At 40.6% G+C, this 25652-nt stretch carries 19 protein-coding genes; 3 read left to right on the top strand and 16 right to left on the bottom strand.

Annotation, left to right across the window (positions count from 1 at the left end):
• The first annotated feature begins 15 nt into the window (after positions 1–15).
• The 3 genes from FCN14_RS02720 (at position 16) to FCN14_RS02710 (ending at position 6601) form a co-directional block, all read left to right on the top strand.
• On the top strand, positions 16–3891 hold the full coding sequence (locus FCN14_RS02720; protein WP_138429557.1) for an alpha-amylase family glycosyl hydrolase: 3876 nt from the start codon (positions 16–18) through the stop codon (positions 3889–3891).
• Positions 3892–3902: 11 nt separating this feature from the next.
• A complete protein-coding gene (locus FCN14_RS02715) occupies positions 3903–4328 on the top strand; it encodes a fibronectin type III domain-containing protein (RefSeq protein WP_138429556.1) in 426 nt (141 codons plus the stop codon).
• 413 nt (positions 4329–4741) lie between these two features.
• Positions 4742–6601 carry a glycoside hydrolase family 13 protein gene (locus FCN14_RS02710; RefSeq protein WP_138429555.1) on the top strand — a complete coding sequence of 620 codons (1860 nt, stop codon included), beginning with the start codon at positions 4742–4744 and terminating at the stop codon, positions 6599–6601.
• A 104-nt stretch (positions 6602–6705) separates the two neighbouring features.
• Here FCN14_RS02710 and FCN14_RS02705 read toward each other — a convergent pair whose 3' ends face one another.
• The 16 genes from FCN14_RS02705 to FCN14_RS02630 form a co-directional block, all read right to left on the bottom strand.
• Entirely contained in the window at positions 6706–8253 is a 1548-nt protein-coding gene (locus FCN14_RS02705; RefSeq protein ID WP_138429554.1) for an MFS transporter, read from the bottom strand.
• Between the two features lie 89 nt (positions 8254–8342).
• The gene (locus FCN14_RS02700) at positions 8343–9737 is read right to left on the bottom strand and encodes an alpha-amylase family glycosyl hydrolase (RefSeq protein WP_138429553.1); all 1395 of its coding nucleotides are present in this window, start codon (positions 9735–9737) and stop codon (positions 8343–8345) included.
• Positions 9738–9767: 30 nt separating this feature from the next.
• Positions 9768–12089, bottom strand: coding sequence for a family 65 glycosyl hydrolase domain-containing protein (locus FCN14_RS02695; protein ID WP_138429552.1), 2322 nt, complete (start codon positions 12087–12089; stop codon positions 9768–9770).
• A 36-nt stretch (positions 12090–12125) separates the two neighbouring features.
• Entirely contained in the window at positions 12126–12782 is a 657-nt protein-coding gene (gene pgmB / locus FCN14_RS02690; protein WP_138429551.1) for a beta-phosphoglucomutase, read from the bottom strand.
• 129 nt (positions 12783–12911) lie between these two features.
• Positions 12912–13916, bottom strand: coding sequence for a LacI family DNA-binding transcriptional regulator (locus FCN14_RS02685; RefSeq protein ID WP_138429550.1), 1005 nt, complete (start codon positions 13914–13916; stop codon positions 12912–12914).
• Positions 13917–14073: 157 nt separating this feature from the next.
• Positions 14074–15360, bottom strand: a complete 1287-nt coding sequence (pabB, locus tag FCN14_RS02680; protein WP_138429549.1) for an aminodeoxychorismate synthase component I — start codon at positions 15358–15360, stop codon at positions 14074–14076.
• 5 nt (positions 15361–15365) lie between these two features.
• Positions 15366–16238: an aminotransferase class IV gene (locus tag FCN14_RS02675; protein WP_138429548.1), complete on the bottom strand. Its 873-nt coding sequence runs from the start codon at positions 16236–16238 to the stop codon at positions 15366–15368.
• On the bottom strand, positions 16225–16770 hold the full coding sequence (locus tag FCN14_RS02670) for a TlpA family protein disulfide reductase (RefSeq protein WP_138429547.1): 546 nt from the start codon (positions 16768–16770) through the stop codon (positions 16225–16227). The genes FCN14_RS02675 and FCN14_RS02670 overlap by 14 nt, the downstream gene beginning before the upstream one ends.
• Positions 16754–18523, bottom strand: a complete 1770-nt coding sequence (locus FCN14_RS02665) for a glycoside hydrolase family 13 protein (RefSeq protein ID WP_138429546.1) — start codon at positions 18521–18523, stop codon at positions 16754–16756. The genes FCN14_RS02670 and FCN14_RS02665 overlap by 17 nt, the downstream gene beginning before the upstream one ends.
• Before the next feature lie 32 nt (positions 18524–18555).
• The gene (pfkA, locus tag FCN14_RS02660) at positions 18556–19551 is read right to left on the bottom strand and encodes a 6-phosphofructokinase (protein ID WP_246043082.1); all 996 of its coding nucleotides are present in this window, start codon (positions 19549–19551) and stop codon (positions 18556–18558) included.
• Between the two features lie 63 nt (positions 19552–19614).
• Positions 19615–20376: a tetratricopeptide repeat protein gene (locus tag FCN14_RS02655; RefSeq protein WP_138429545.1), complete on the bottom strand. Its 762-nt coding sequence runs from the start codon at positions 20374–20376 to the stop codon at positions 19615–19617.
• Positions 20377–20391: 15 nt separating this feature from the next.
• Entirely contained in the window at positions 20392–21021 is a 630-nt protein-coding gene (locus FCN14_RS02650; RefSeq protein ID WP_138429544.1) for a hypothetical protein, read from the bottom strand.
• Positions 21022–21077: 56 nt separating this feature from the next.
• Positions 21078–22334 (bottom strand): flavodoxin-dependent (E)-4-hydroxy-3-methylbut-2-enyl-diphosphate synthase, encoded by a 1257-nt coding sequence (gene ispG / locus FCN14_RS02645; RefSeq protein ID WP_138429543.1) that lies wholly within the window; start codon positions 22332–22334, stop codon positions 21078–21080.
• Positions 22335–22407: 73 nt separating this feature from the next.
• Positions 22408–23274, bottom strand: coding sequence for a rhomboid family intramembrane serine protease (locus FCN14_RS02640; RefSeq protein ID WP_138429542.1), 867 nt, complete (start codon positions 23272–23274; stop codon positions 22408–22410).
• Positions 23275–23370: 96 nt separating this feature from the next.
• Complete coding sequence (locus FCN14_RS02635) at positions 23371–23997, bottom strand: rhomboid family intramembrane serine protease (RefSeq protein ID WP_138429541.1); 627 nt, start codon at positions 23995–23997, stop codon at positions 23371–23373.
• Between the two features lie 160 nt (positions 23998–24157).
• Positions 24158–25648 (bottom strand): phytoene desaturase family protein, encoded by a 1491-nt coding sequence (locus FCN14_RS02630; RefSeq protein ID WP_138429540.1) that lies wholly within the window; start codon positions 25646–25648, stop codon positions 24158–24160.
• Between the last annotated feature and the right edge of the window lie 4 nt (positions 25649–25652).

Below are 25652 nucleotides of genomic sequence, written 5' to 3'. Positions count from 1 at the left end.
GGTTTGCAGATAACTATGAAACGCCTGCTCTCTACCCTATTATTTTTACTTTTTTCTGTCTCACTACTGCAAGGACAAGTAGTAACCGCTGATCCCGAATTTCCAAGGGTCGACCAATCGGTAACGATTTATTTTTACGCTACAAAGGGTGATCAGGGCCTTAAAGGACATATCGGTGACGTATATGCACATACTGGAATCTCTACTGATCAAAACGCCAACCAAGCCTGGAAGTGCGTAAAAAACAGTTGGCCAACAAACGAAAATTTCACCGGCAATCGTAGCGATACAAAACTAACCCGTGTTGAAGGCACTAACAACCAGTACAAGCTTAAAATAAACGACATCAGGGCATACTACCAAGACACAAGTACTAGTTGTTCACTGGCAGAAGATGAGACCATCGAGTCAATGAATTTTGTATTTCGTAACAGTGACGGTTCTAAAGAAGGTAAAGCGGCTGATGGTAAAGATATCTTTGTTAAAGTATATGAAAATAGTTTGAACGTAAAATTTCTGCAACCAACCGATAATCCTTCTTTTATAGCAAGCGACAGCAGCCTGGCAATTAAGGGTATTTCATCCAGCGAACAAACCACAGAGCTTGCACTTTTTATTGACGGCAAAAAAGAGCGTTCAGTATCAAATGATACTTTAAGCTATACCTTTACTCCATCCACCGCTGGTACCTTTACGATGAAGTTAGCAGCCACCGATGGCTCACTCAGTGATACGCTTTCACAACAACTGGTAGTAAATCCACAAATTAATGAACAGGCTCGACCGGCAGGATTACAAGATGGTATTACCTATGTTGATGCTAATACTGTACGCCTATCTTTATTTGCACCCAATAAAGAGTTTGTATATGTAATCGGGGATTTTAATGATAATGATTGGCAGCCCCAAGCCAAATACTTCATGAACCGGGAAACAGTCAATGCCGACAGTACGTACTATTGGATTGAATTAAACGGGCTTACTGCAGGCAAAGAATATGCTTTCCAATATTTTGTAGATGGAGAAATACGTGTAGCGGATCCCTATTCTGAAAAGATATTGGATCCATACAACGATAAGTATATCGACAGTCAAACGTATCCTAATCTAAAATCATATCCACAAGGAAAAACAGAAAAAATTGCAGGGGTTCTTCAACCGGGTAAAACAGCTTTTAATTGGCAACACAATAATTACGACCGTCCGGATAAAGAAAATTTAGTTACCTACGAGTTGCTAATTCGGGATTTCACTGCTAATCATAATTTTGCCACCCTTACTGATTCTCTCGATTACCTGGACAGTCTGGGGGTCAATGCTATTGAATTAATGCCAATAATGGAGTTTGATGCTAACAGCAGTTGGGGATATAACCCCACCTTCCATTTGGCCACGGATAAATATTACGGCCCCGCTGAAGACCTAAAAGCATTCATTGATGAGGCCCACAGTCGGGGAATAGCTGTAATATTGGATATGGTGCTCAATCATGCCTGGGGCCCCTCTCCCCTCGCTCGTCTTTGGAATGACGGTGATTTTGGAAAGCCAACGACCGAAAACCCGTACTTAAACCGAGAACCCAAACACAATTTTAATGTAGGGTACGATTTCAACCACGAGAGTCAGGCTACACGATATTTTGTTGATCGTGTGAACAAATATTGGCTTGAGGAGTTTAATTTTGACGGTTTTCGTTTTGACCTTTCAAAAGGGTTTACACAGAAAAATACGCTGGGTAACACTAATGCCATGAGCCAATATGACGCATCGCGTATTTCCATCCTCAAACGGATGGCTGATAAAATATGGGCTGTTGATGATTCGGCCTATGTTATCCTGGAACACTTTGCCCAAAGTAGCGAAGAGCAAGAACTATCTAATTACGGTATGATGCTTTGGGGCAATGCCAACCATAATTATGCAGAAGCAACAATGGGATATCACAGTGGGGGGAAAAGTAATTTTTCTCATGTTTCGGCAGATGGACGGGGATGGTCAAAGCCACACCTGGTTGGTTATATGGAAAGCCATGATGAAGAGCGACTCATGTATAAAAACCTTACCTCCGGAAACATTAGCTCTGATGAGTTTTACGATGTTAAAACAGTTAAAACAGGTTTGGAACGCAATAAAATGGCCGCGGCTTTCTTCCTTACAATTCCCGGGCCTAAATTAATCTGGCAGTTTGGAGAGCTAGGATACGACATCAGCATTAATAAAAATGGACGTACCGGCGAAAAACCTATCAAATGGAGCTACTACTCTGATAAAGAACGTAAGAAACTATATGATACCTACAAGGCCTTGATTCGCCTCCGCAATACACATCCTGCCTTCACTTCCTCAGATTCACAGCTGTCACTGGATGTAGGTAATGCTGTAAAGAAAATTGGGATCAGTCATCCAGATATGGAAGCAACGATCATAGGAAATTTCGATGTAACAAGTCAGGATATAAAACCCGGCTTTGCCAGCAGCGGTAAGTGGTACCGCTTTTTCAGAGGTGATTCTGTTAATATCTCTAATACTGATACCACCCTGACGCTTGCACCGGGAGAATTCTATATTTACACTGATAAAAAAATAAAATCTCCGGATAATGATCTAATTTCACTGGTTCCCTCGAGTATAGACGTTCAAATTTCAAAGTCATTTAGCGGGACCTCCTCATCCCAAGATTATAGACTGGTGGCATTACCGGGACAAGTAAATAAATCACTATCCAATGCATTAAATGGTGATGCAGATGTTGATTGGCAAGCTTTTTGGGATAACGGGAAACCCAATGACTACTTGGTAAAATATGATGACAGTTCTACTTTTACCTTGAAATCGGGTAACGGATTCTGGGTAACCAGTAAACGAAATTTCACTTTCGACCAAACTGTTGCTACTGTAGCACTCAATGGCAATAGTCAAGCTTCTATTCCACTGCATGAGGGATGGAATATTATTTCAAACCCACTGCATGTTGATATAGAATGGAGTAAAGTCTCTACCGCCAATGGTGGTGGCCTACAACCCATATGGGCATTTGACGGATCTTACAGCCAGTCTGCTAATTTTACTTCGGCTCGTTCCGGGGAGGCCTATTACTTTTATAATGATCAGGGTATTAACAATCTTCTTATCCCCTATGAAGAGACCTCATCCAAGAGTAAAACCGAGACGAATACAACCGAACTTCAATTAATTACCGAAGTTAATGGTGATACAACTTCCAAAAGCAGCCTGGTGATCACTGATTCCAACGAAAGTACGCATGCTGATATAATAGCTCCACCCTCAGGATTTGAAGGGGCATCTCTTCGTTTTGTCGGCGAAAATGAAGATGTATCGCGAGCTAGTTCATTCGCTCAAATCTATTGCAGCCCGAATCATCAGGGATATAAGATAGATCTTATCTTATCTGCCACACCTGGAAAAACAGTAACTATCAGAGCTAATGGCTGGCAAAATAGCGGAGCTAATCAACTTGTATTGCTAAATCCCCAAACCGGCCGCAAGTACAATCTGGCCAATAGTGATAGCATAACGTTGACAGTTGATAATGAACAAACTCCTTTACTACTGCTAACCGGTGACAGCCGTTATATCAATGAACAGCAGGATAACTTTTTGCCTAAACAGGTTGAAATCACTCCTAATTATCCGAACCCATTTAATCCATCTACTACCCTGCAGTATAAGTTACCCAAACAGATGAAGGTTAGGGTTCAGGTATATAATATCTTGGGGCGACGTGTTAGCACCTTGATCAACAATGAAGTTCGAGAAGCCGGTATTCATACCATTAGGTTTGATGCCAGCCGCCAATCCAGCGGTATTTATTTTGCCGTGTTTGAGATTGGAGATCGTCGATTTGTCCAAAAAATGATGTTAATTAAATAGAATTGAACTTAATGAAACGTAAATATCTACTCCCTGTATTAATACTTGCTCTGTGTGGACATCTATCACTTGTGTCTTGTAGTAGTTCATCCACAGGACCTGACAATAAGGACAATACGAATACTCCTTCTGCACCGACCAATCTGAGCGGTCTCTCGGGGGATCAGGAAATTAAGTTAAACTGGGATTCCAATAGTGAAGACGATCTGGGCGGTTATAATCTTTACAGGTCGACCAGCAGTTTTTCAGAAATATCAGGAATGGATCCTGTTAATGGTGGAAGTTTGATTTCAAACGCCACTTTTACCGATAACAAACTTGAAAATGGAACAACCTACTATTACCGGCTTACCGCTGTTAATAATGACGGTGAAGAAAGTAACCTTTCCACAGAACTGGAGATTACTCCCTTTTCAAATCCCCCCGACCGGCCATAAATAGAATGTGTAGAGATTTAGTATGGGTTACAAAAGGTAATTGGAGTCATCTCATATATATTACTACTGAAATGGGCAAAATAATCTCACTGGCTAAAAGGGAAAAAGGAGATTTATCAATCGGCTTTAAAAACTAATAGCAAATAATTGAAACCCTATCATGAGTATCTGGTGTGACAAAATAGATGGGGATTCATTTGTCCTAATTAAGGGCTAATGAACATCGTTTTAAGAAGTTAATTCACTGTTTTAAACTACAGAAGATGATAAATGTAACTTTCAAAGCACCATAAAATACCTCAAGATCTTACAGCAGGGCTATCATTATTCTTATTAAATTTTAGAATATTAGGAAGCAGAAACTCACATCCCGATTCTGGTCATATTTACTTCCGCAATTAAATCTCACAATTATGAAATTGAATATTCGCTTTTTGGCATTATCACTGATACTAGTTCTCTGTACTAGTTTCGTCAGAGCACAAGATTATCAGATTGAACGTGTAGAACCGCTTCATTGGTGGGTGGGGATGGAGAACCCCGAGGTACAACTTATGATGTACGGCAACAATATCAGCAACCTTAATCCAGATATCGATTATAAGGGTATCAATATTAAGCGTGTACAAAAAGTAGAAAATAATAACTACCTTTTTATTTATCTGAATATTGCCCCCGACACCAAAGCTGGCTCCTTTGAAATCCACCTGAATAGCAAAAATAAAGAGATACTCAGTTATGAGTATGAACTAAAAGAACGGGAAAAAGAATCGGCTTACCGCAAGGGTTTTAACTCCTCTGATGTTATTTATCTGCTAACCCCAGACCGCTTTGCCAACGGAAATCCAGATAACGATAGCGTAGAAGGATATGCTGACAAAAAGAATCGCAGTGATGATTACGGCCGCCACGGTGGTGATATCCAAGGTATTATTGATCACCTAGATTATATCGAACAAATGGGCTTTACTGCCCTGTGGCTCAATCCAGTACTGGAAAATGCTATGTCCGAAAGTTCCTACCACGGCTATGCTACTACCGACTATTATAAAGTAGATCCCCGTTTCGGAAATAATGAACTGTACAAGAAACTGAGCAAAGAAGCAGAGAAACGTGATATCAAGTTGATTATGGATATGATCATGAATCACTCAGGGGCTAATCATTGGTGGATGAAGGATCTACCCACTCAAGATTGGGTGCACTATCCCTCAGAATATCAAAATACCAATCATCGGCGTACTACTCTCCATGATCCCTACGCATCAGAAATTGACAAAAAAGTATTCACCGATGGCTGGTTTGTAAAGGCCATGCCTGACCTAAACCAGAGCAACCCGCTTTTAGCCGACTACTTGATCTACAACAGTCTCTGGTGGATTGAATATGCCGGTCTCCGTGGAATTCGCCACGACACCCACCCCTATGCCGGCGAAAAGTTTATGGCCGAATGGGGTTGTCGTATTATGGAGGAGTACCCCAATTTCAATATTGTAGGCGAAGAATGGGGGGTGAATCCGCTTATTCTTTCAAAATGGCAGCGCGGCAGTAAACTGCCTACTGATTTTAAATCTTGCCTGCCAAGCTTAATGGATTTCCCACTTCAGGTTTCGCTAATAGAGTCACTTGTTGAGGAAGAGAACTGGGACAGCGGCTTTATTGATGTCTATGAGACCCTAACTTTTGATTACGCCTACCCTGACCCTGATAATTTGGTAATCTTCCCTGATAATCATGATATGGACCGTTTTTACAGACAGGTGAACAATGACTATGACCTCTATAAAATGGGGCTCACGTATATAATGACGATGAGGGGAATTCCCCAATTTTACTATGGTACTGAGCTACTAATGAGTAATGATAAAGGCGGTGACCACGGAGAAATTAGAGAAGACTTCCCGGGTGGTTGGAACTCCGATGATAAAAACGGTTTCACCGGCGCAGGACTTTCTGAAAAACAACAAGAAGCAAAGAGATTTGTAAAAAAGCTTCTTAACTGGCGTAAAGACAAGTCGGTAATTCATGAAGGACAGCTAATGCAATATACTCCAAACCACGATGGTCTTTATATTTACTTCCGATATAATGAGCAGCAGACAGTAATGATTATCCTCAATAAGAATGAAAAAGCGATGAAGATCAATACTGATCGTTACTATGAACGACTAGATGGCTTCAGCAAAGGAACCGATGTTACGACCGGCAAAACGTATTCTATGAATAATCTAACGGTTCCCCAAAGGTCTGCACTAATTCTAGAGCTTGAATAGTTCATTTGACATATAGCCATCACAATTTTGGGAGCCATGTGATGGCTTATATGTCCCATCCTATTTTCACAGTAAAGCTCCCGAATGAGAATGGAACCAGAGCTTTATCCTATTTCTGCTGCTTCCATATCCTCAGCAGCTTTATCGTCAACAAATACCATCATGGCTGCTGCTATAGTCAAAGAAACGCCTCCGGCAATAAGGGCATAGATAGCCTCGCCTCCAAAAAAGTTGCGCAACATCGTTCCCAATATACTTGCAGCTACAATCTGGGGAATCACAATAAAGAAATTAAACAGACCCATATATACCCCCATTTTAGTAGACGGAATTGCCCCCGATAGAATTGCATAAGGCATTGCAAGGATACTACCCCAAGCCAATCCAATACCCAACATCGGTACAACTAACATCATCGGATCAGAAACAAAGTAAATACCCGCAAGACTAACCCCACCAATTAAGAGCGAAGCGGCATGTACAATTTTACGACTTGACCACTTAGCAAGCTTTGGTAAAGCAAATGCAATAAGTGCCGCAAAGCCGTTATAAATGGCAAAGCAAATGCCTACCCAGTCTGCCCCTTCATTATAAAGCATCGAAGTGGTGTCACTGGTCCCATAAATATGGGATGTTACCGCTGCTGTGGTATATATCCACATGGCAAAAAGAGCAAACCAAGAAAAGAACTGCACAAAAGATAACTGTACCATGGTGGTCGGCATGCTCAGAAAATCAGAAACCACAACCACCAAGCCGTGGTCCTCCATACCTGCTTTCTGCATTAAACCGGCAATAGTCATAACTGCTCCAAAAACAGCGACCCCAATGCTGAATATGAATAACTCTTTCTCAAAGCCAGCGCCATTTATGTAATAAGTAAGCCCCAAACCAAAAGCCATAAGAGCAGAACCAATCACGAACTTCTTCTTTAGACCTCCCAGTGATTCCGTCGCCTTTGCTGCATCAATCAAGGAATCACTGGCTGATTCGTCTTTAACAAATCGATCAAATTTTTCAGGCGGATATTCCTCCGTCTTCAAAACGGTCCAAAGTACAGACCCCAAAAAAGTAAGGCCCCCAATATAAAAGGACCACTTTACTGCCGAGGGGATCTCTCCTGCTGCCGCTGTATTTGAGAGCCCTATCCAATTAGTCATAATGTAAGGAAGTGCTGATGCTATTACCGCACCGGTGCCAATAAAGAAGGTCTGCATAGCAAATCCCTTAGTATGCTGATCTTCGGGCAACATATCACCTACAAAAGCGCGAAATGGCTCCATCGAAACATTTATCGAGGCATCCATAATCCAGAGCATTCCCGCCGCAATCCATAAGTAGGGGGAATTGGGCATAATAAAGAGCGCGAGAGAGGCAAAAATTGCCCCAAAAAGAAAGTAAGGGCGGCGCCTTCCAAGACTATTCCAGGTTTTATCACTCATATGCCCGATTATTGGTTGTACCACCAGCCCTGTAACCGGGGCAGCGATCCATAATATCGGGATATCATCCACACTTGCCCCGAGCGTTTCAAAAATTCGACTTACATTGGCATTCTGCAAGGCGAACCCAAACTGAATACCGAGAAATCCAAAACTCATATTCCAGATTTCCCAAAAGGTTAATTTAGGCTTGGTACTCTGTTTATTCATAGGGTCAATACTTAGTTAAAAATACTATCACATATCAAAGCTAATTATATATTACGCATAACTTTATGACACATCTATTACGCGTTTACTCATCGTTCAAGTATAACAAACTGATGGGCTTTTAATGATACCTCATTGTTGTTAAGGGTTTCGATATCACCAGTAAATACATTGGTATACTCTTTTTCACTGTCGAAGTCAGGCAAAGTAATTTCCTGCTTTTTATCACTGAAATTAAGAACCACAACGACTTCTTGATCCCCCTTCAGACGTTTATAAGCATACACTCGTTTTGATGGAGTCGTCTCCAGATGTTCAAAATGCCCACCGTACTGACCATTCCAAAGTGCAGCATTCCGATCCTTCAATCCAAATAGCGTCTTGTAAAACGATTCATATTCATATCCATCCCAATTAATGGGATCTTTTTTGAAAAATTCCAGGCGCTTGTCCAGCCCCGTTTCCTGTCCACTATATACAAGTGGCATTCCTTCAATGGTAGCGGCCATCACAGCAAAGTTCTTGAAGTTGTCTCCAAACAACTCTTCATCCGTACCATTCCATGAATTTTCATCGTGATTAGAAGTAAAGTACAGTCGGTAGGCGTGATCTGGAAAAAGGGTATCCTGTTTAGCCATATAATCAGAGATTGCATCCAGAGATTTATCCCCTTTGGCAATATCTGTTGTGAGGTGGAAGTATTCCCAGCTATATGTTGCATCAAACCAGGGATGCATTTCAGGAGTATTCCATTCCGCCAGCCAAAAAATATCCTCTTTTGCTTTATCTACTTCAGGCACTGCTTTTTTCCAAAAAGCTAATGGGATATCGTGGCCGGCATGATCAACACGATAGCCATCTATATTTGCTTCTTCGATCCAATATTTCATCTTTTCTATCATCTTATCCCAAAGCTCCTTATTCTCATAGTTGAGCTGAGCTATATCAGTCCAATCTGCTTCATAGGTAATAGCTCCAGTAGAATCTTTCATATAATATTCAGGATGTTCTTTCACCCACGGATGATCCCAAGCTGTATGGTTTGGTACCCAATCAATAATAAGCTTCATGTCCTGCTTATGAGCTGCCGTTACCAATTCAACAAAATCTTGCTTGGTCCCAAAGTTGGGGTTTACTGCGGTATAATCTTTAATAGAATAATAACTGCCCAATTCTCCTTTACGTTTTTCTTCTCCAATAGGATGAATAGGCATGAGCCACAGTATATCAACCCCCATATTTTTGAGGCGAGGTAATTCTTCCTTAAATGCGTTAAAAGTCCCCTCTTGGGTATACTGTCGAATATTCACCTCATACATATTCGCATTCTTGGTCCACTCGGGATGCTCAACCAGTTTCTTATTTTGAGGATTCTTGTCATTATTTTGAGCAGATTGGCTACATCCTATTCCTGCTGTTAATAATGCAAGTACTACAATCCCGACTTGAAAATAATTGGAGATTCTATTTACACTTTTATGCATAGTATTCTTGTTTGATGTTTTATAATAAGATTAAGCAACCGCTTTCTTTCGAGTCAGCTGTAATGGGTTATCAGGTGTTATTTGATATTGTTCATCATATACGTAGCATTTGACGGCCTCCCCATCTTCACAGGTGATTTCAATCTCCTCATCTGCTACCCTAACCTTCATTCTTCGTCCCTTATAAAGTATTTTAAAAGAGTAGGCTGTCCATTTATCTGGAAGAGTAGGTGAAAAGTATAATTCACCTTCTTTAGCACGCTTGCCGGCGAATCCTTCAACAATAGCCATCCACGTTCCGGCCATACTGGTGATATGTAATCCTTGGTGAACTTCTTCATTGTAATCGTCAAGATCGAGCCGTGCCGTACGCAAATAAAATTCATAAGCCTTATCACGATAACCCAGCTTCGAAGCCATTATAGCATGAATACATGGCGATAATGAAGATTCATGAACCGTTCGAGGCTCATAAAAGTCAAAATTTCGTTGCAACGTTTCTTCATCAAAATGATCTTCAAAGAAATAGAGTCCCTGCACTACATCTCCCTGTTTAATAAAACAAGAACGTAGAATACGATCCCATGACCAGTATTGGTTTAAAGGGCGTTCGTCATCATCCAAGTCCTGAACAGTACGCTGTTCTTTGTCAAGATAATTATCCTGTTGTAAGAATATACCGCGTTCCTCATCTTCCGGGAGATAGACATTGTCCATGATCTCTTTCCAACGAGTAGTTTCCTCTTCAGAGTAATTGGTTTTCCTCTTTATCTCTTTAAAGCGCTTTGGGTACTGCGATTGAACTTTTGCAATACTTTCTAAGGTGTATTGCATTGTCCAGCAACCGATGTATGTGGTATACCAGTTATTATTGACATTATTTTCATACTCATTAGGACCCGTGACCCCCAACATTACAAATTTGTCTCGTTTTTCGGAGTAATTAAAACGCTGACTCCAAAACCGTGAAATGGCAATAAGTACTTCCAAGCCAGCATCACTCAGGTAAGCCTCATCTCCCGTATGCTGGATATAATTATAAATGGCATAAGCCATTGCCCCATTTCGATGAATCTCTTCAAAAGTAATCTCCCACTCGTTGTGACACTCCTCTCCGTTCATCGTTACCATGGGATATAAGGCTGCTCCATCTGTAAAACCAAGCTTTTCAGCATTTTCAATGGCCTCAGAAAGTTGTTGATAGCGATATAGCAACAGGTTTCGTGCCACCTCATTTGGTGCCGTATTTAGATAAAAAGGCAAACAATAGGCTTCCGTATCCCAATAAGTACAACCACCATACTTTTCTCCGGTAAATCCTTTTGGACCAATATTCAATCGTTTATCCTCACCTGTATAGGTTTGATAAAGCTGGAAAATATTGAACCTGATCCCTTGTTGGGCTTTATCATCTCCTTCAATAAGAACATCACTGCCGTCCCAAATTTCTGACCAGCGCTGCGTATGTTCATATAATAATTTTGGAAACCCTAGCGCTGCAGTATCTTTTATCAATGCACCTACGTGAGACTTTAATTGTTCTTTTTTGTGATTTAATGAAGAAGCTACTGCCGCAATCTTATGTAGCGTTACCTCATCCCCTTCCGTAACTGATATTGAGTACTCCTCAGAAACCTCCATCGGGATAACTTCAGTTTCAGTATTTATATTGAGGTCTTGACCATTTTTTTGGAGCTTATTTGTCATACCGGCACAGACATGGAAATCCAGCTTTTTTGTACGTGTTGTTACCAATCCGCCTTCTTCAAAACTAGTCTGCTCAACTTCTGACCAAAAATGTTCATCATAATTAGCATCTTCATTTCGAACATCCCCATTTATGTATGGCTTAATGGTGATTTCTCCATTAAAATTAAGGGCTTCTATATTATATTCTATTGCACCTATCTCCTTGCGAGCCATACTAATAAATCGCATTACCTCAACCTTTATCTTATCTCCGGTTGGTAGTTCTGCAATAAAAAGCCGCTGTAGATAGCCCTTCTTCATATTCAACACCCGTTTGAAAGCGCTTACATCGCATTCAAAAATATCGAGTGGTTCCCCATTTATTTCAATATCAATACCGATCCAGTTTACCGAATTCAATACCTTGGCAAAATACTCTGGATAACCGTTTTTCCACCAACCTACCTTCGTCTTATCCGGATAGTAAATACCACCGATATAACTCCCTTGAAGAGAATCTCCACTGTAGCATTCCTCAAAGTTGGCACGCTGTCCCATATGGCCATTTCCCAAACTAAAAATACTTTCAGAAGAACGCTGGTGCTCCGGATTAAAGCCCGTTTCTACTATTTTCCATTTATCAACTTCTAAATACTGGTTCATATCATCCTTATTTTATACTGATAATATTCAAAGTGTTTAGTTCAATTTCTCTAATAGATCTTTGGGCGACATATCCACAAAAGAATCAACAACAAGATCCGCCTCACCTAGTACTTCTTCACCCCCTACTCCCACACATACCATATTGGCTCTTTTAGCAGCTTCTACCCCCGATTCAGCATCCTCAAAAACAATGCATTCTTCGGATTCCGAACCTACTGCGCGGGCTCCTTTTAAAAAAACTTCCGGATTAGGCTTGGTCTTTTTCACCTTTGTTCCATCAATTATTGCATCAAAGGTTTCAGTTAACTGCAAATAATCGAGTATATATTGCGCATTTTTACTGGAAGAACCTATAACAAGTTTTGCCCCCATCTCTTTTAATTTATTCAGAAAAGCAGGTATCCCATCGAGTATATCATCAGGACTAAGCTCTGCAATATAATTTTGATACCAGCCATTCTTTTTATCCATCAAATGCTGGAACTCTTTCTCAGAAACCTGTCTTTCATCCAGATCTAAAATAATCTGCAGTGATTTTGCCCTGCTAACTCCTTTGAGTGCCTCATTATGCGATTCTTCAAACGGAATATCCAAAGAGTCTGCCAATCGTTTCCAGGATTTAAAATGAAATTGTGCAGTTTCTACAATTACACCATCTAAATCAAATATCCAGGTTTTGGGTATGTGCATATGATATCCAACAATCTTTTTAGTTCTTATTGCACCTGCATGCAAAATATGAATGTAAGCGCTTACATCACAGGTTAAAAAAATTCGTCCCCTTTAAAAAACCAAAACAACAGTGAATTAGCAATTATTTTAATTGTTTATTTCAGTAGATGAACGCAAAATAAGTTCAGGAGAGTATATTTTTTGGATAGGTCCCTCCTTACGATTCTGCATACGCTCAACCAAGTTTTTAGTAGCGAATGCCCCCATATCATGCATCGGCTGTCGGATTGTGGAAAGTCCAATGTAATTGGAGATGGTAATATCATCATAACCGATAATTGGAATATGGACACCTCGCTCCTTCATCGCTTTAATAGCTCCCACAGCCTGTATGTCTGAAGAACAAAAACAAGCCTCCGGTGGATTATCCAGGTCTAGAAGCTTAATCATCGCTTCATATCCATTTTGTTCAGAAAACCCATCCCGATACATCGAGTCCCCTGCTACAATTAAATCTTCATCAATTGATATTCCTGCCTCGCGCAGCTCCTTCTTATACCCTTCAATACGTTCTTCACCCGGCTTTGATGATTTCAAAGCACTGATCATAGCAATACGACGTAAGCCCTGCTCCAGAAAATATTGCATTGCCTGTTGAATACCCTTTTGATTATCTACACTTACAGAATCTATACCTGAATAATCTTCATCAACAAGAGTCAGAGGTACATCATAACTTTCCAGTTTCTTTAGCTGGTGATCCCGAAGGTGTGTGGAAATAAACAGGTATCCATCAGCCCACTGCCGTTTAAGAATATTCTCTACCTGTTCAAACATGTTATTACCTTCGTTCTGGATATTGAAAATATTCAGATCATAATCATAATTAGATATTTCATCCTGAATACCTGAAAGTACCTCCATGAAGAAATAGTTGGATAATACCGGCACTACCACCATAATAATATTCTTTTTCTTGCGAGCTAATCCCTGGGCATAGGCTTGCGGGTGGTATCCAAGATCGTCAGCTACTTTTAATACTTTTTTTCGGGTCTTATCAGCAATACCCTCGCTCTTATTCATGACACGAGAGACAGTAGCAATACTTACCCCTGCTTTTTTTGCGATATCGTAAATTGTACTTCCGGCCAATGGTGCAGATCTTTTAAAGTTCGTTCTGTTATTTTTCGTTATGCGTAGTTTAGAATGAAACGCGAAAATATTGAGGCTACTAAACTAAAGGCTTCCCATATTCTAAAGCAAATAGAAGATGCTCTCTTTAAAAAAATTAATTCTGTATCAACGTTTATTAGCCTTTTATGGGCTCTTCTGCTATCGTCCGTTGCAATGCTCGAGTCTTAATCAATGTTTCTTCCCATTCCCTTTGGGGATTTGAATCTGCAGTTATTGCTCCACCTGCGGCATAATATAGTTTGTCATCTTTAATGATCGCTGTTCTGATCACTACATTAAAATCGAAATCACCATTGGGACGTATATAACCTACTGCCCCAGAATAGATTCCCCGACGATATTCTTCTAACTCCTCAATCGCTTCCATAGCACTAATCTTTGGGGCTCCGGTCATAGACCCCATGGGAAAACATGCTTTAAGTATGGCTACCGGATCATCAACTGCAACCTCTGCTGTTACCGTTGACACCATTTGGTGTACAGTATCAAACGATTCGATCTCAAAAAGCTTGGGCACTTCTACGGTACCATGACGTGCAATTTTACTCAAATCATTACGCACTAGATCTACGATCATCAGGTTTTCGGCCTGTTCTTTTGGGGATTCGATCAATGCCCGCTTAAGCTGCTCATCTTCCTGGTCATTCTCTCCTCGTTGCGATGTCCCTTTAATGGGTTGAGAAAAAACGGTATTCCTCTCTTTACGAATAAACCGCTCGGGGGATTGGCAGCATACTTTAATATCTTCGAAATCCAAGTAGCTCCCAAAAGGTACCGGTCCAACTCTTTTCATCTGTTGATATAATGCAAAAGCACTACCTTTGAAGTCGGCCTTAAGTTGGTGGGAAAGATTTATTTCGTAAAAGTCACCTTCCGCAATTCGGTGCTGCGCCTCCTTAATTTTTAAAATATAATCAGCGCTGTTCAATTGAGGACGCAGATTTATAAAATTAAATAAGGAACCAGGTTTATTATTATCGCTCCTCAACTGCATATCAGATGGCAACTCCCCTTTTATCATTTCAAAATGTCCCGTTGCATGATGGTATTTAACGAGCACTTCAGGGACCATAAAAAAAAGGTCAGGAGCTCTAACAGGATCATTGTTAGCCGAGTAAAGTTCTTCAGTATGATTCTTTAAATCATATCCCAAGTAACCAAATAACCAATCAGAATGATTCTCTCGAAACTCTTGCAATGCTTTCCATGGGTTTTCATTGAAGATAGACTTCCCTTCCCCCTCAACAGATATATTTCGATCTCTGGCTTTTATTATCGCTTTAGGTTTGCCAGCTATATACGAAGATCTTCCCCATGGATGTTTTGGAGATTGGGATTCGAGCAGCAGTAATGGCCCCTGTTCAGACAAGTATTGTGTAAGCTCGTGAAGTGATGCCATCATGGGTTTTACAAAGGTTCTAAATGCTGGTCGCGATAGGTTTCAAATGCATGTTTTATCTCATTAAACATTGTGTCATCTGTAATATACGTCTTTTCATCTAGAGCTTTAACCGCTAATAATTCACGCACAGAATTACATATCCATACAGTATCAGCTTGCTTAATATGATTAAGACCAAAACTACCACGGCGTAAACTCAAAGATGAATGGTTATCAATTACTTCCATCACAATACTGCGAGTAATTCCGGGAAACAGGTCACATTCTGTTGAAGGAGTATAGACCTGCTTATTTTTTCGCCAAAAGATATTGGCAATGGTGGTCTCAGATATATCTCGATCCAACGTCAGCATTAGGGCATCACTACCTTTCTGCTGCTTGGCTTCTTTTGCAGCAAGAATATAGTTGATACCATTGGTATACTTAAATTCTGATGGCATTGATTGACTTGGAGTGCGTCTACAATCCACAGTAACAAGGTGAGGATGGGGATATACTTCTTTACACTTCGAGGCCATAACTGAAAAATGCAGGCGACCGGCTTCAGTTGTACGGTAACCGCGTTCTCCTTCTCGCCAAAACTGCAGTCGAACTACAGCATCAGAATGAAGCAGATCTTTTTTCGATAATAGCTTCGTTATAGCCTGTTTGAGATATTCTTTTGATAAATAATCTGGTATGGTAATACCCAGTGACTGAAGCCCTTTTACCGTTCTTTTATAGTGATCACTAAAGAAAAGTGTTCGCCCTGAATAAACACGAAGAGTATCAAAAACCCCTTCGCCATACATTAAACCACGAGATTTGACAGGCGCTACCGCGGTCTCTGTATCACTTAGGACCCCGTCAAAGCATATCCATTCTTTATTTGTAGCCATTGCTTAAAAGTGAACGTAAACTATCGTATTGACTTTCATTCTGGTACCCCAAAAAAACAGTCTGCAACTTGCCCTCAGGGTTGAAAATTAACTGTGCCGGTAACCCTGGAACCGACAGGTCTGAAAACTGACGGGAACCAGCAACAAAATGAAAAGGAAATTTATGTTCTGCAATAAAATCCAAGGCTTCCTTTTTTTGAAGACCTACCGCTGCTGCAATGACTTGTAGCGTATCGTTATATTGCGATTTCAATGTTGCCAACTCTTGCTGTGATTCTATTGTAGCATCAGACCAGTTGGCCCAAAAGTTCAGCACAACAAAATTCCCCTTAAAGTCTGCTATCCTAATACTGTCCGACTTTTGAACCTGTTGCCAATAGACCGTCTGTAACGAATCGTTAGAAGCTATACGTTCTTTAAATGCACTTTTTTCATTACTACGATTTTGCAAGGTGAAAAATGTAATTAATGATGCCGCCACGAGAGCAACAATCACTAAAAAAGTGTTAAAATATTTAGGATCTATTTGCATTATCTTGTTTCTCAGGTGCTAAAATTGCACCGGTTACAGGAGAAAGAGTTAGAGTTGCCTCTTCCCCATTTATTCTGATGCGTGTATCGGTTACTAAATTTTCAAAATGTTTATCTGCTGGAATATCAAAATTTGAGAGCGGAATTGATACCTTTTGTGTCTTTTCTGATCTATTAATAACCACGATACAGAACATGTTCTGATTCAAGATACGTGCATAACAAAATACATTTTGTGCATTATCAACGGCTAGTTCTTGAAATCCCCCTATCCTAAGCGAAAGGCGAGTATTTCTTATGGCCCCGAGCTTTTTGTACCACTTGAAAAGCTGGCTGTCAAAGCTATTTTCATCTACCGGACGATCTTCCCCCAATGGATGTTTTTGTTCGGGATCATACTCATACTCTGGCCAAACCATCGGTTTTCGGTCATCGGGATCATCGGCACCCCACATTCCGGCCTCTGTGCCATAATAGATCATCGGTGCCCCAACGTAAGTATATTGAAACAGGGCAATAAGGCGTTGCAGTCTACGCTCCTCAACAGTCGGTTTCCGTACCTTGAATCCTTCGTTAGGCTTGGTTTCTTCACCAAATTCCAGATCAGAATTTACAATCATGGAAGCCAGCCGAGGGGTATCATGGCTATCCATCAAGTTTTGTAAAACAAATTGGGCCTCATGCGGAAATTGACGCCGAAGTGCACGTAATTCTTTTAAGAACTCTGATGCTTTCACCGATTCATTTACCAGATATTCTATGACAGCATTAGTAAATGGATAGTTCATCGATGACTTGAACAGATCTTTACCCACCCAATCTTTAGATTTCTTGGTCCAAATTTCCCCTACCGTAAATGCTTCAGGGTTAATAGACTCAACAAGCTCATTCCACTCTTTCCAAAAATCCTTCCCTATCTCTTCAGGCACATCTAAACGCCAGCCGTCAATACCATCTGACGGATCTCCATCCCCGTCCGGATCCATCCAACGCCTGGTAATTTCAAAAATATGTTCTCTAACCGGTGCTGCCAATGTCTTTCCCTCTTCTTTGAGAGCCGGCAGACTTTTAACCCCCCACCAGCTGTCATATAAAAATTCACTATTGGGTTCTGAGGGGTCTTTAAAAGACTGTATAGCATACCAGTCTTTAAACTGTGAATGCTCCTGATGTTCTAAAATATCCCGGAAAGCCCAGAAATCAGTTCCAGTATGGTTAAAAACGCCATCTAGAATAATTTTCATACCACGCTTATGGACTTCCTTAATCAACTTAAGAAGCAACTTATCGGCAGATGTCCATTGCCAGGTAGACGAATCGCTGGGGTCTTCTGCTTTCATAATTTGGGCATCTCCCTCAGGGTCGGGTCCAAAAAATCGATCTACATGGTGATAACAACTGGCATCATACTTATGCAGAGATACCGCATCAAAAACGGGATTAAGATATATCCCTCCTATTCCCAACTCTTCCAGATAATCCAGCTTATCTAAAATGCCTTGTAAGTCGCCGCCATAACGTCGTTTATAAACACTTTTTCGAAACGTATTGCTGTATTCTTTTTCCCAAAGAGCCTGTTCATACCAATCACCTGTCCAGGGAGAAATTTCCCATCCTTCCGGCATTCCCAGCCGCTCACGAGTAGGGTCATTAGAGGGATCTCCATTGCAAAAACGTTCTGGAAATATTTGATACCAAATAACATGTTTGGCCCACTCGGGCGTAGTGTATTCTTTATCCTGCTGTTCTAACAAGGCAGCTGCTTATTTTTATTCTTGAAATACAATTAAATAGATATGATATCAGCAATACGTAGCAGCTCATCGTCCATCTTCGGATTCTGCTTTGTAGCTTTCTCAAAATCCGTGAACTTCACTTTCCGGTTCCTTACCCCTACCATTTCATTATGATGTCCATCCATAAGGGCCTCAACGGCATTAACTCCCAATCTGCTGGCCAAAACACGGTCAGCACAACTAGGCCGACCGCCCCGTTGCACATGGCCCAAGATAGTCACTTTTGTCTCATAACGATCACCAAATCGTTCTTTTACTTCATCCTCGAGATCATAGACACTTCCATTTTTATCCCCTTCGGCTACTAGCACAAGACGTGAACTTTTTTGACGTTGAGAGGTACGATCTAATGATTCGAAAAGCTGTTCTATACCTCGATCTTTTTCAGGAATAAGCACCTCTTCTGATCCAGCTGCAATACCTGAATAAACCGCAATAAAGCCGGCATCACGTCCCATAACTTCAATAAAAAACAACCGATTATGAGAAGTTGCAGTGTCTCGAATTTGGTCTACAGCATCAACAACCGTATTTACGGCCGTATCAAAACCTACTGTGAAATCAGTGCCGTAGATATCATTATCAATAGTACCAGGTATCCCTACAATCGGGAAATCGTGTTCATTTCCAAAAACCATAGCCCCATTAAAAGTACCGTCACCTCCAATAACTACAAGCCCATCAAGCTCGTGCTTCTTTACATTCTCCCATGCTTTTTGCCTGCCTTCTTTAGTTTTAAAATCCAAGCTTCGTGCCGATTTTAGTATCGTGCCACCTTGATGGATGATATGTTTCACAGAACCGGCATTCATTTTTTTGAATTTATTTTTTATCAATCCATCATACCCCTGGTAAATGCCATAAGGGGTAATTCCATAATAGACACACGTTCTTATCACGGCCCGTATCGCAGCATTCATGCCCGGGGCATCACCACCTGATGTTAACACACCAATTCTATTAAGATCAGTTTTATCAACAACCACTATTCAGAAATACTTTGTTAAAAAAAGTTTATATAAAATTCCTAACTTATTCTCTCACAAAAACTAACGCAGATCTTCTACAAGGTCTTTACATTCGTTTTTTAATTTAGAATCATCCGGAGTCAGCAATGGTTTTTTGAGTGCCACATTACATTTATCAATGGCATCTTGTTCTCGTCCCATCTCTTCATATACTTTTGCCAAATCAAGGTAATAAAGGATGTAGTCTTCATTTAAAGAGATCGCTTTTTCAATAGCTTCTGCTGCTTTTTCATTACTAGCATCTCCGGGAATTCCACCAAATAAGGTATTGGCAGCTGCTCGCTCAATCCAGCTTAAATTAGCAACTTTAAAATGCCAGCGTCCCAAGACATGCCAGGCTCCGGCATGGTTTTCATCATCCTTGAGTGCCCGATCAGCATATTTCTTTATTGCCCGCGAAGCTGCAACACGATCTTTAGCCCCGGAAATAAGAGCTTTACGGCCTTTAGCAACGGCCATCACAAAGTTGGATTGACTGTCGGTGGAATCTGCTTTCAATGCCCGTTCTGCCAAAGAAATTGCTTTGTTAAAATATTCTTTTTTTTCCGATTTCTTATCCAATCTGTTTCCCACTCTGGAGTATAAGAAACTACCTCTCCACAAAGCTTCATAATGTTCAGGCTCTTGTTCCAAAATCTTCAGGTAAGAATCCAGAGCCTTTTCTTCATTAAAGGATTCATACAGTGAATCAGCCTTAACAATCAAAGAACTATCGGCTTGTTGTGCGAATAATAAAATGGGAACAATAAATAATAACGCGATCGAAAGTATAAGTTTTCTCATATCATCTGAGTTTGTTTATTGGATACCAATCTGCCCTTTCCTACCAATGAGATATTTATTCTCCACAATTTGTTCCTGTTCTATAGGATATTTTAAATTGCGATCACTGACAGAGGTAATATATACGAAATCCCCCTTTTGGGACACCCTAATATCCGTTGAAATTTTTTGTGACAAATTTTTCCTGAAATTTCCCACGACCTGAAAATCCAGTACTTTATCCTCTTTATGTGTTACTACCAGCAATTCTAAGTTTTCGTATACCGACGCTCTCTCTAATATTATCCATCGAATAAATATCGGCTCAAAATAGGAATAACCTATAATTTCTACGTCAAAACTGGTATTAAAATGCTTCGTTACTCTCGAACATTTTGAACCGTCACTTTTCAAAAGATTTTTCTTAAACTGCAAAGGAAAGGATAATTTCGTCTTTTTTTTACACACTACAAGTGCATTGATAAATTTTTCCAAAGAATGCCTGTCACTAACTTGTGCGGCATACTCTTGTTTTTGAGTCTTACTAAACTGTTTAAATTCTTTTGAATTTAGGTACCTTTTATCGACCGGGGCCGAATCACAACCGCCAAATATTATTAATATTCCCAATATCAGGCCTACACTTCTGGCAGAGGAGATTCTCATCACTACCCTATTTGCCCTTTTCTGTTATTAAGCGCAAGAATCTCCTCATAACAATATTATTCCCCTGCCTGTTGCACAGTTTCAGTCTCTTCTTCACTGCTCTTTCCATAATTTCGTCTTACATAGTTATCCAGTATCTCTCTAAATTCTTTTCCAATATGATCACCACGCAAGGTAGAATGATGGTCCCCATCCATATAGACCGGCGCTTTTGGTTCTTCAAATGTCCCCGGAAGTGAAATTCCTATATTGGCATTTCGTGATTCACCGGGTCCATTTACTACACAACCCATTACTGCCACATTCATCTCTTCAACTCCCGGATAAACATCCCGCCAGATCGGCATCATCTCACGCAAATAGTCCTGTATTTCCTCTGCAAGCTCCTGAAAGTAGGTACTATTGGTTCGTCCGCAACCCGGACATGCAGTAACCTGCGGAACGAAATTTCGGATCCCCAGCGACTGTAGCACTTGTTGGCAAACCCTAACCTCTTCGGCACGATCTCCTCCTGGTTTAGGAGTCAAAGATACGCGAATAGTATCCCCTATTCCCTGCTGCAACAACACGGAAAGAGCTGCTGTACTTGCCACCGTTCCCTTCATGCCCATCCCAGCCTCAGTAAGCCCTACATGCAATGGATAATCCAGTAGTTCTGCAATGCGCTCGTACACATGAACCACATCTTGTACATGCGACATTTTACAACTGATAATAATCTTGTTGGAAGCCAACCCAACGCTTTCTGCCAATTCAGCGGATCGGCGGGCACTTTCCACCATCGTATCGAGCATCACCTGCTTAGAGGATTTGGGATTTGCGAGCTCATTATTGGCATCCATCTTTCTTGCCAATAACTTTTGATCCAGAGAACCCCAGTTTACACCAATACGAACTGGTTTATCGTACTTAATCGCCTGTTCAACTATGGTACAAAAATTTTCATCTCGTGTTTTTGTTCCTGTATTTCCCGGATTAATACGAAATTTTGATAAGGCTTTTGCTGCTTCGGGGTATTTTACCAACAACTTATGGCCGTTATAGTGAAAGTCTCCTACAATGGGAACGTTCACCCCATCTTGCAACAACTGCTCTTTTATGTGTGGCACCGCTTCTGCAGCAGCATCATTATTAACAGTTATACGTACGATTTCTGACCCTGACCGGTGTAAATGTTTAATCTGTTCAACCGTGGCAGCAATATCTGAGGTATCAGTATTAGTCATTGATTGTACCACAACAGGTGCTTTTCCGCCAACGGGTACATCTCCTACCATTACCTGTATTGAATCGCGTCGTTTAATATGAGACATAGTTATTTTTTTTCGTAAAGCGTCCGTTTATCACAAAAACGAAGTAAACGGGAGTAATCATTCAAATTTATAATTAGTTTTTTTTGCTGAGCTCGAAGAGTTTTTTCTTTTCCGCATCGGTAAGCCCATCATATCCTTTATCAGAAATCTTTTCGAGAATTTCATCCAGTTCAGATTGCTCAGTCTCATCAATTATCTCGACATCAGAAACCGAATACATATGATCATTTTGGGGGCGCGATTTTTTTTGCTGATAAATACTTTTCAAACGGTACCAAAGCTGTTCAACCGGTAACATCCATTTACCAAGTTCGGTACCATTATGTTGAGCTTTCATCATCAGATATCCAACTCCCGCCCCAGCCAGGTGGACAATGCGAGCTGTGCCATCAGAAGATCCCAGCAAAAGGGTGTCAATAGCTATTAAACCTGCCACAACATAGCGTGCCTGTATGGGGGGTAACAAAATTAACATAATAGGCATTGTAGGATACAGCATTGCAAAAGATACCATAATGCCATAAACAGCACCAGAAGCACCAATAACGGGATTAAACCCTAATAAAGGAGCAGCAACTATATTAAAGAGAGCACCTCCGATACCTGCCCCAAGGTATATTACAGAAAATGTGCGTGGTCCTAGTGATTCTTCAACGGCTCGCCCCATCCACCATAACCAAAGCATGTTAAAGACAAGATGGAACGTCCCTCCGTGTAAAAACATATAAGTAAAAGCACGCCATGGCTGAAACAGTGCTGTCTGCCAATCCGGATAAAAGGCAAAAGCATTTATCAGGGCATTGCTGTAAGCCGGGCTAATAATCCCCAATATTACCTGTAGTACAAATACCGCTACATTAAGCGTAATTAACGTTCGTATTGCCACAGGCAAACCACGGTAACCACGCTTTAATGAATTTCCAAATGAATCGTCATACATGCTTTAAATACCTGGTTGGCTTCAATTTTCGTGACATTAAGCCAACAGTTCGTAACTGGTTAACCTGCAATTACTATAATTTAAAAAAAAATATTATCAGTAGTAGGATTCCTGTTTTTTTAATCCCCAATACTTAATTAGAATAAAACCTACTAGCATTCCACCAAGGTGGGCAAAGTGAGCAACACCCGAGTTTGCTCTTGTAAGTCCACTGATAAGTTCGATTGCTCCAAAAATAGCTACAAAATATTTTGCTTTCATAGGGATTGGTGGGATTAAGAGCATAATTTGACGGTCTGGAAACATCATTCCGAATGCTAACAGGATACCATAAACTGCTCCTGAGGCACCCAGCGTTGGACCGCCCCCACCAACCAGCATATGAAAGAAACCGGCTCCTATACCTGTTAAAAAATAAAAGATCGTAAAGCGTCTGGTTCCCCAAAATCGTTCGATGGATTGTCCAAACATCCACAAAGCAAAAAGGTTGAAAAATATGTGTCCCATTCCTCCATGTAAAAACATATAGGTGACCGGTTGCCAAAAATGGAAATACCCAGAATCAATGGGCCAGAGCACCCCATAGTTTTGAATATATGGACCAATGACAGGAGTAAACATTCCTATAAAGACCAGTGCGTTCACGATCAGCAGATGTTTAACCGCTGGCGGAAAAACTGATAACTGGGTATTTGGGCTATATTGCGAGTTTTGGTAATTCAAGAATAGATTAAGTTAATTGCTGTTTTCTTTCATCCGAATATACGGTTCCTATGCATCAATTCTAACCATTGTATCATACAATAAGTTCTGCTGAGTCATTGTGCTAAAACCACATTTATAATTTACGAAGATAACGGCTACATGTTTTGTTTAATTATCTTTATGACAAATATCGCTTAATTCTGTGAAAAGCATTAATACCGCTTATTGCAACGCCGGGAATGCCCTGTCCCGGAAATACCGTATCCCCAGATAAAAACAATCCGGGAAAAGGTGTTTCGGCCGGCATCCAATCGGCAAGTGAACGGGCCATACTCTGTGGAATACCACCTACTCTTCCCTTTTTTCTATATACCCAATTTTGCCAGGTATAGGGAGTGGCCGAAAATTGTTCAACAATATGTTTGCTATCAAATCCAGGCAGTAGTTGATCTAGCTTATCAATAATAAATTTTGTTACGATTTCTCGACGGTTTTCATAGGCATATTTACCCTCACCAAACCAGAAGTCTGGTCGTGTATGCATTGATATATTGAGCACCCGCTTCCCTTCAGGAGCCCGTTTGTTATCTGATGGATGAGAAAATGAAACAAATATCGAATTTGAATCTATTTCTTTAGGCTTTTCATTATCATGTAAGTGAAGTTGATGGTGTAATGGCATCTTATCGGGATAAATATCTGAGGTTACAATCCCCATTGTAAAAGCGCCCCACGCCTGTTGATATTGCTTCGACTCTTCCACAAAGTAATTCCTTATGTTTCCTCTGGAAAGGCTTGGCATATTCCAAACGGGAATATTAGATAGTACTACGGGAACTTTATACGATGAATTAGCAGTATGGATATCATAGTCTCCATTTCTGTGACTAATCGACACAACAGGAGATTTTGTTTTTACCTCTCCCCCCTTTTTAAGAATGTAATCCCTGATTTCATGAATCATTTTAATTAATCCACCGGGCACATAATAATTGGAATAATTGGTATAGGTAAGTCCGGCTGCCCCGAATAAAAAAGGTGTTTCTTCAGCTGTAGACTGGGCTGTAATCATTAATTGCTCATTGATAAATTGTCGAAATTCCGGGAAGTATAAATGAAAATCCTTCATTACATCTGCCACAGATTTTAAGGCATATGGTAATACCCATAAATCTTTGGGATTATTATTACCAAATAGCGATATCAGATCTTGCCACTTTACCGGAGGGAAAAAATGGTTGTTCAGTGACACTTTCCAGATTACATCTGAAATCTTATAAGCCAATTCCCAAAAAGAAAGCTGTTGAGATCTCTGTCCAAATACTCTCACAACCTCCTCAATCCATTTCTTTTGCCCCTTGTATCGACATATCACTTCACTATTTTGGTGTACCTGCATAGCAGGCTTAATTTCTATACGGGGAATCTTGATATCGGTATGCTTTTCAAGGTATCGAAGAGGTTGATTTTTATCAAAGCCGATAAGAGTGGTAGCCCCACTTTCAAACCAATATCCTTTGCGGTAGTAAGATGAGCTACAGCCACCAAGTGCATGGGCAGCCTCCAATACCATCACCTTATACCCTTCACTTGCCAGTAAGGCAGCAGCTGTCATTCCTCCCATCCCAGAACCTGCAATGATCACGTCATAATTCGTTGATTTTCTCATAATG

Origin of the sequence: Fodinibius saliphilus, from assembly GCF_005869845.1 — a bacterium.
Lineage (GTDB): Bacteria > Bacteroidota > Rhodothermia > Balneolales > Balneolaceae > Fodinibius > Fodinibius saliphilus.
The sequence above is the reverse complement of the archived record's forward strand: the minus strand, read 5'-3'. Positions and strand labels throughout refer to the sequence as shown.

Coding starts and splice junctions, on each gene's coding strand:
- FCN14_RS02720 (WP_138429557.1), top strand. CDS start 16: ATGAAACGCCTGCTCTCTACCCTATTATTTTTACTTTTTTCTGTCTCA.
- FCN14_RS02715 (WP_138429556.1), top strand. CDS start 3,903: ATGAAACGTAAATATCTACTCCCTGTATTAATACTTGCTCTGTGTGGA.
- FCN14_RS02710 (WP_138429555.1), top strand. CDS start 4,742: ATGAAATTGAATATTCGCTTTTTGGCATTATCACTGATACTAGTTCTC.
- FCN14_RS02705 (WP_138429554.1), bottom strand. CDS start 8,253: ATGAATAAACAGAGTACCAAGCCTAAATTAACCTTTTGGGAAATCTGG.
- FCN14_RS02700 (WP_138429553.1), bottom strand. CDS start 9,737: ATGCATAAAAGTGTAAATAGAATCTCCAATTATTTTCAAGTCGGGATT.
- FCN14_RS02695 (WP_138429552.1), bottom strand. CDS start 12,089: ATGAACCAGTATTTAGAAGTTGATAAATGGAAAATAGTAGAAACGGGC.
- pgmB (WP_138429551.1), bottom strand. CDS start 12,782: ATGCACATACCCAAAACCTGGATATTTGATTTAGATGGTGTAATTGTA.
- pabB (WP_138429549.1), bottom strand. CDS start 15,360: ATGATGGCATCACTTCACGAGCTTACACAATACTTGTCTGAACAGGGG.
- FCN14_RS02675 (WP_138429548.1), bottom strand. CDS start 16,238: ATGGCTACAAATAAAGAATGGATATGCTTTGACGGGGTCCTAAGTGAT.
- FCN14_RS02670 (WP_138429547.1), bottom strand. CDS start 16,770: ATGCAAATAGATCCTAAATATTTTAACACTTTTTTAGTGATTGTTGCT.
- FCN14_RS02655 (WP_138429545.1), bottom strand. CDS start 20,376: ATGAGAAAACTTATACTTTCGATCGCGTTATTATTTATTGTTCCCATT.
- FCN14_RS02650 (WP_138429544.1), bottom strand. CDS start 21,021: ATGAGAATCTCCTCTGCCAGAAGTGTAGGCCTGATATTGGGAATATTA.
- ispG (WP_138429543.1), bottom strand. CDS start 22,334: ATGTCTCATATTAAACGACGCGATTCAATACAGGTAATGGTAGGAGAT.
- FCN14_RS02640 (WP_138429542.1), bottom strand. CDS start 23,274: ATGTATGACGATTCATTTGGAAATTCATTAAAGCGTGGTTACCGTGGT.
- FCN14_RS02630 (WP_138429540.1), bottom strand. CDS start 25,648: ATGAGAAAATCAACGAATTATGACGTGATCATTGCAGGTTCTGGGATG.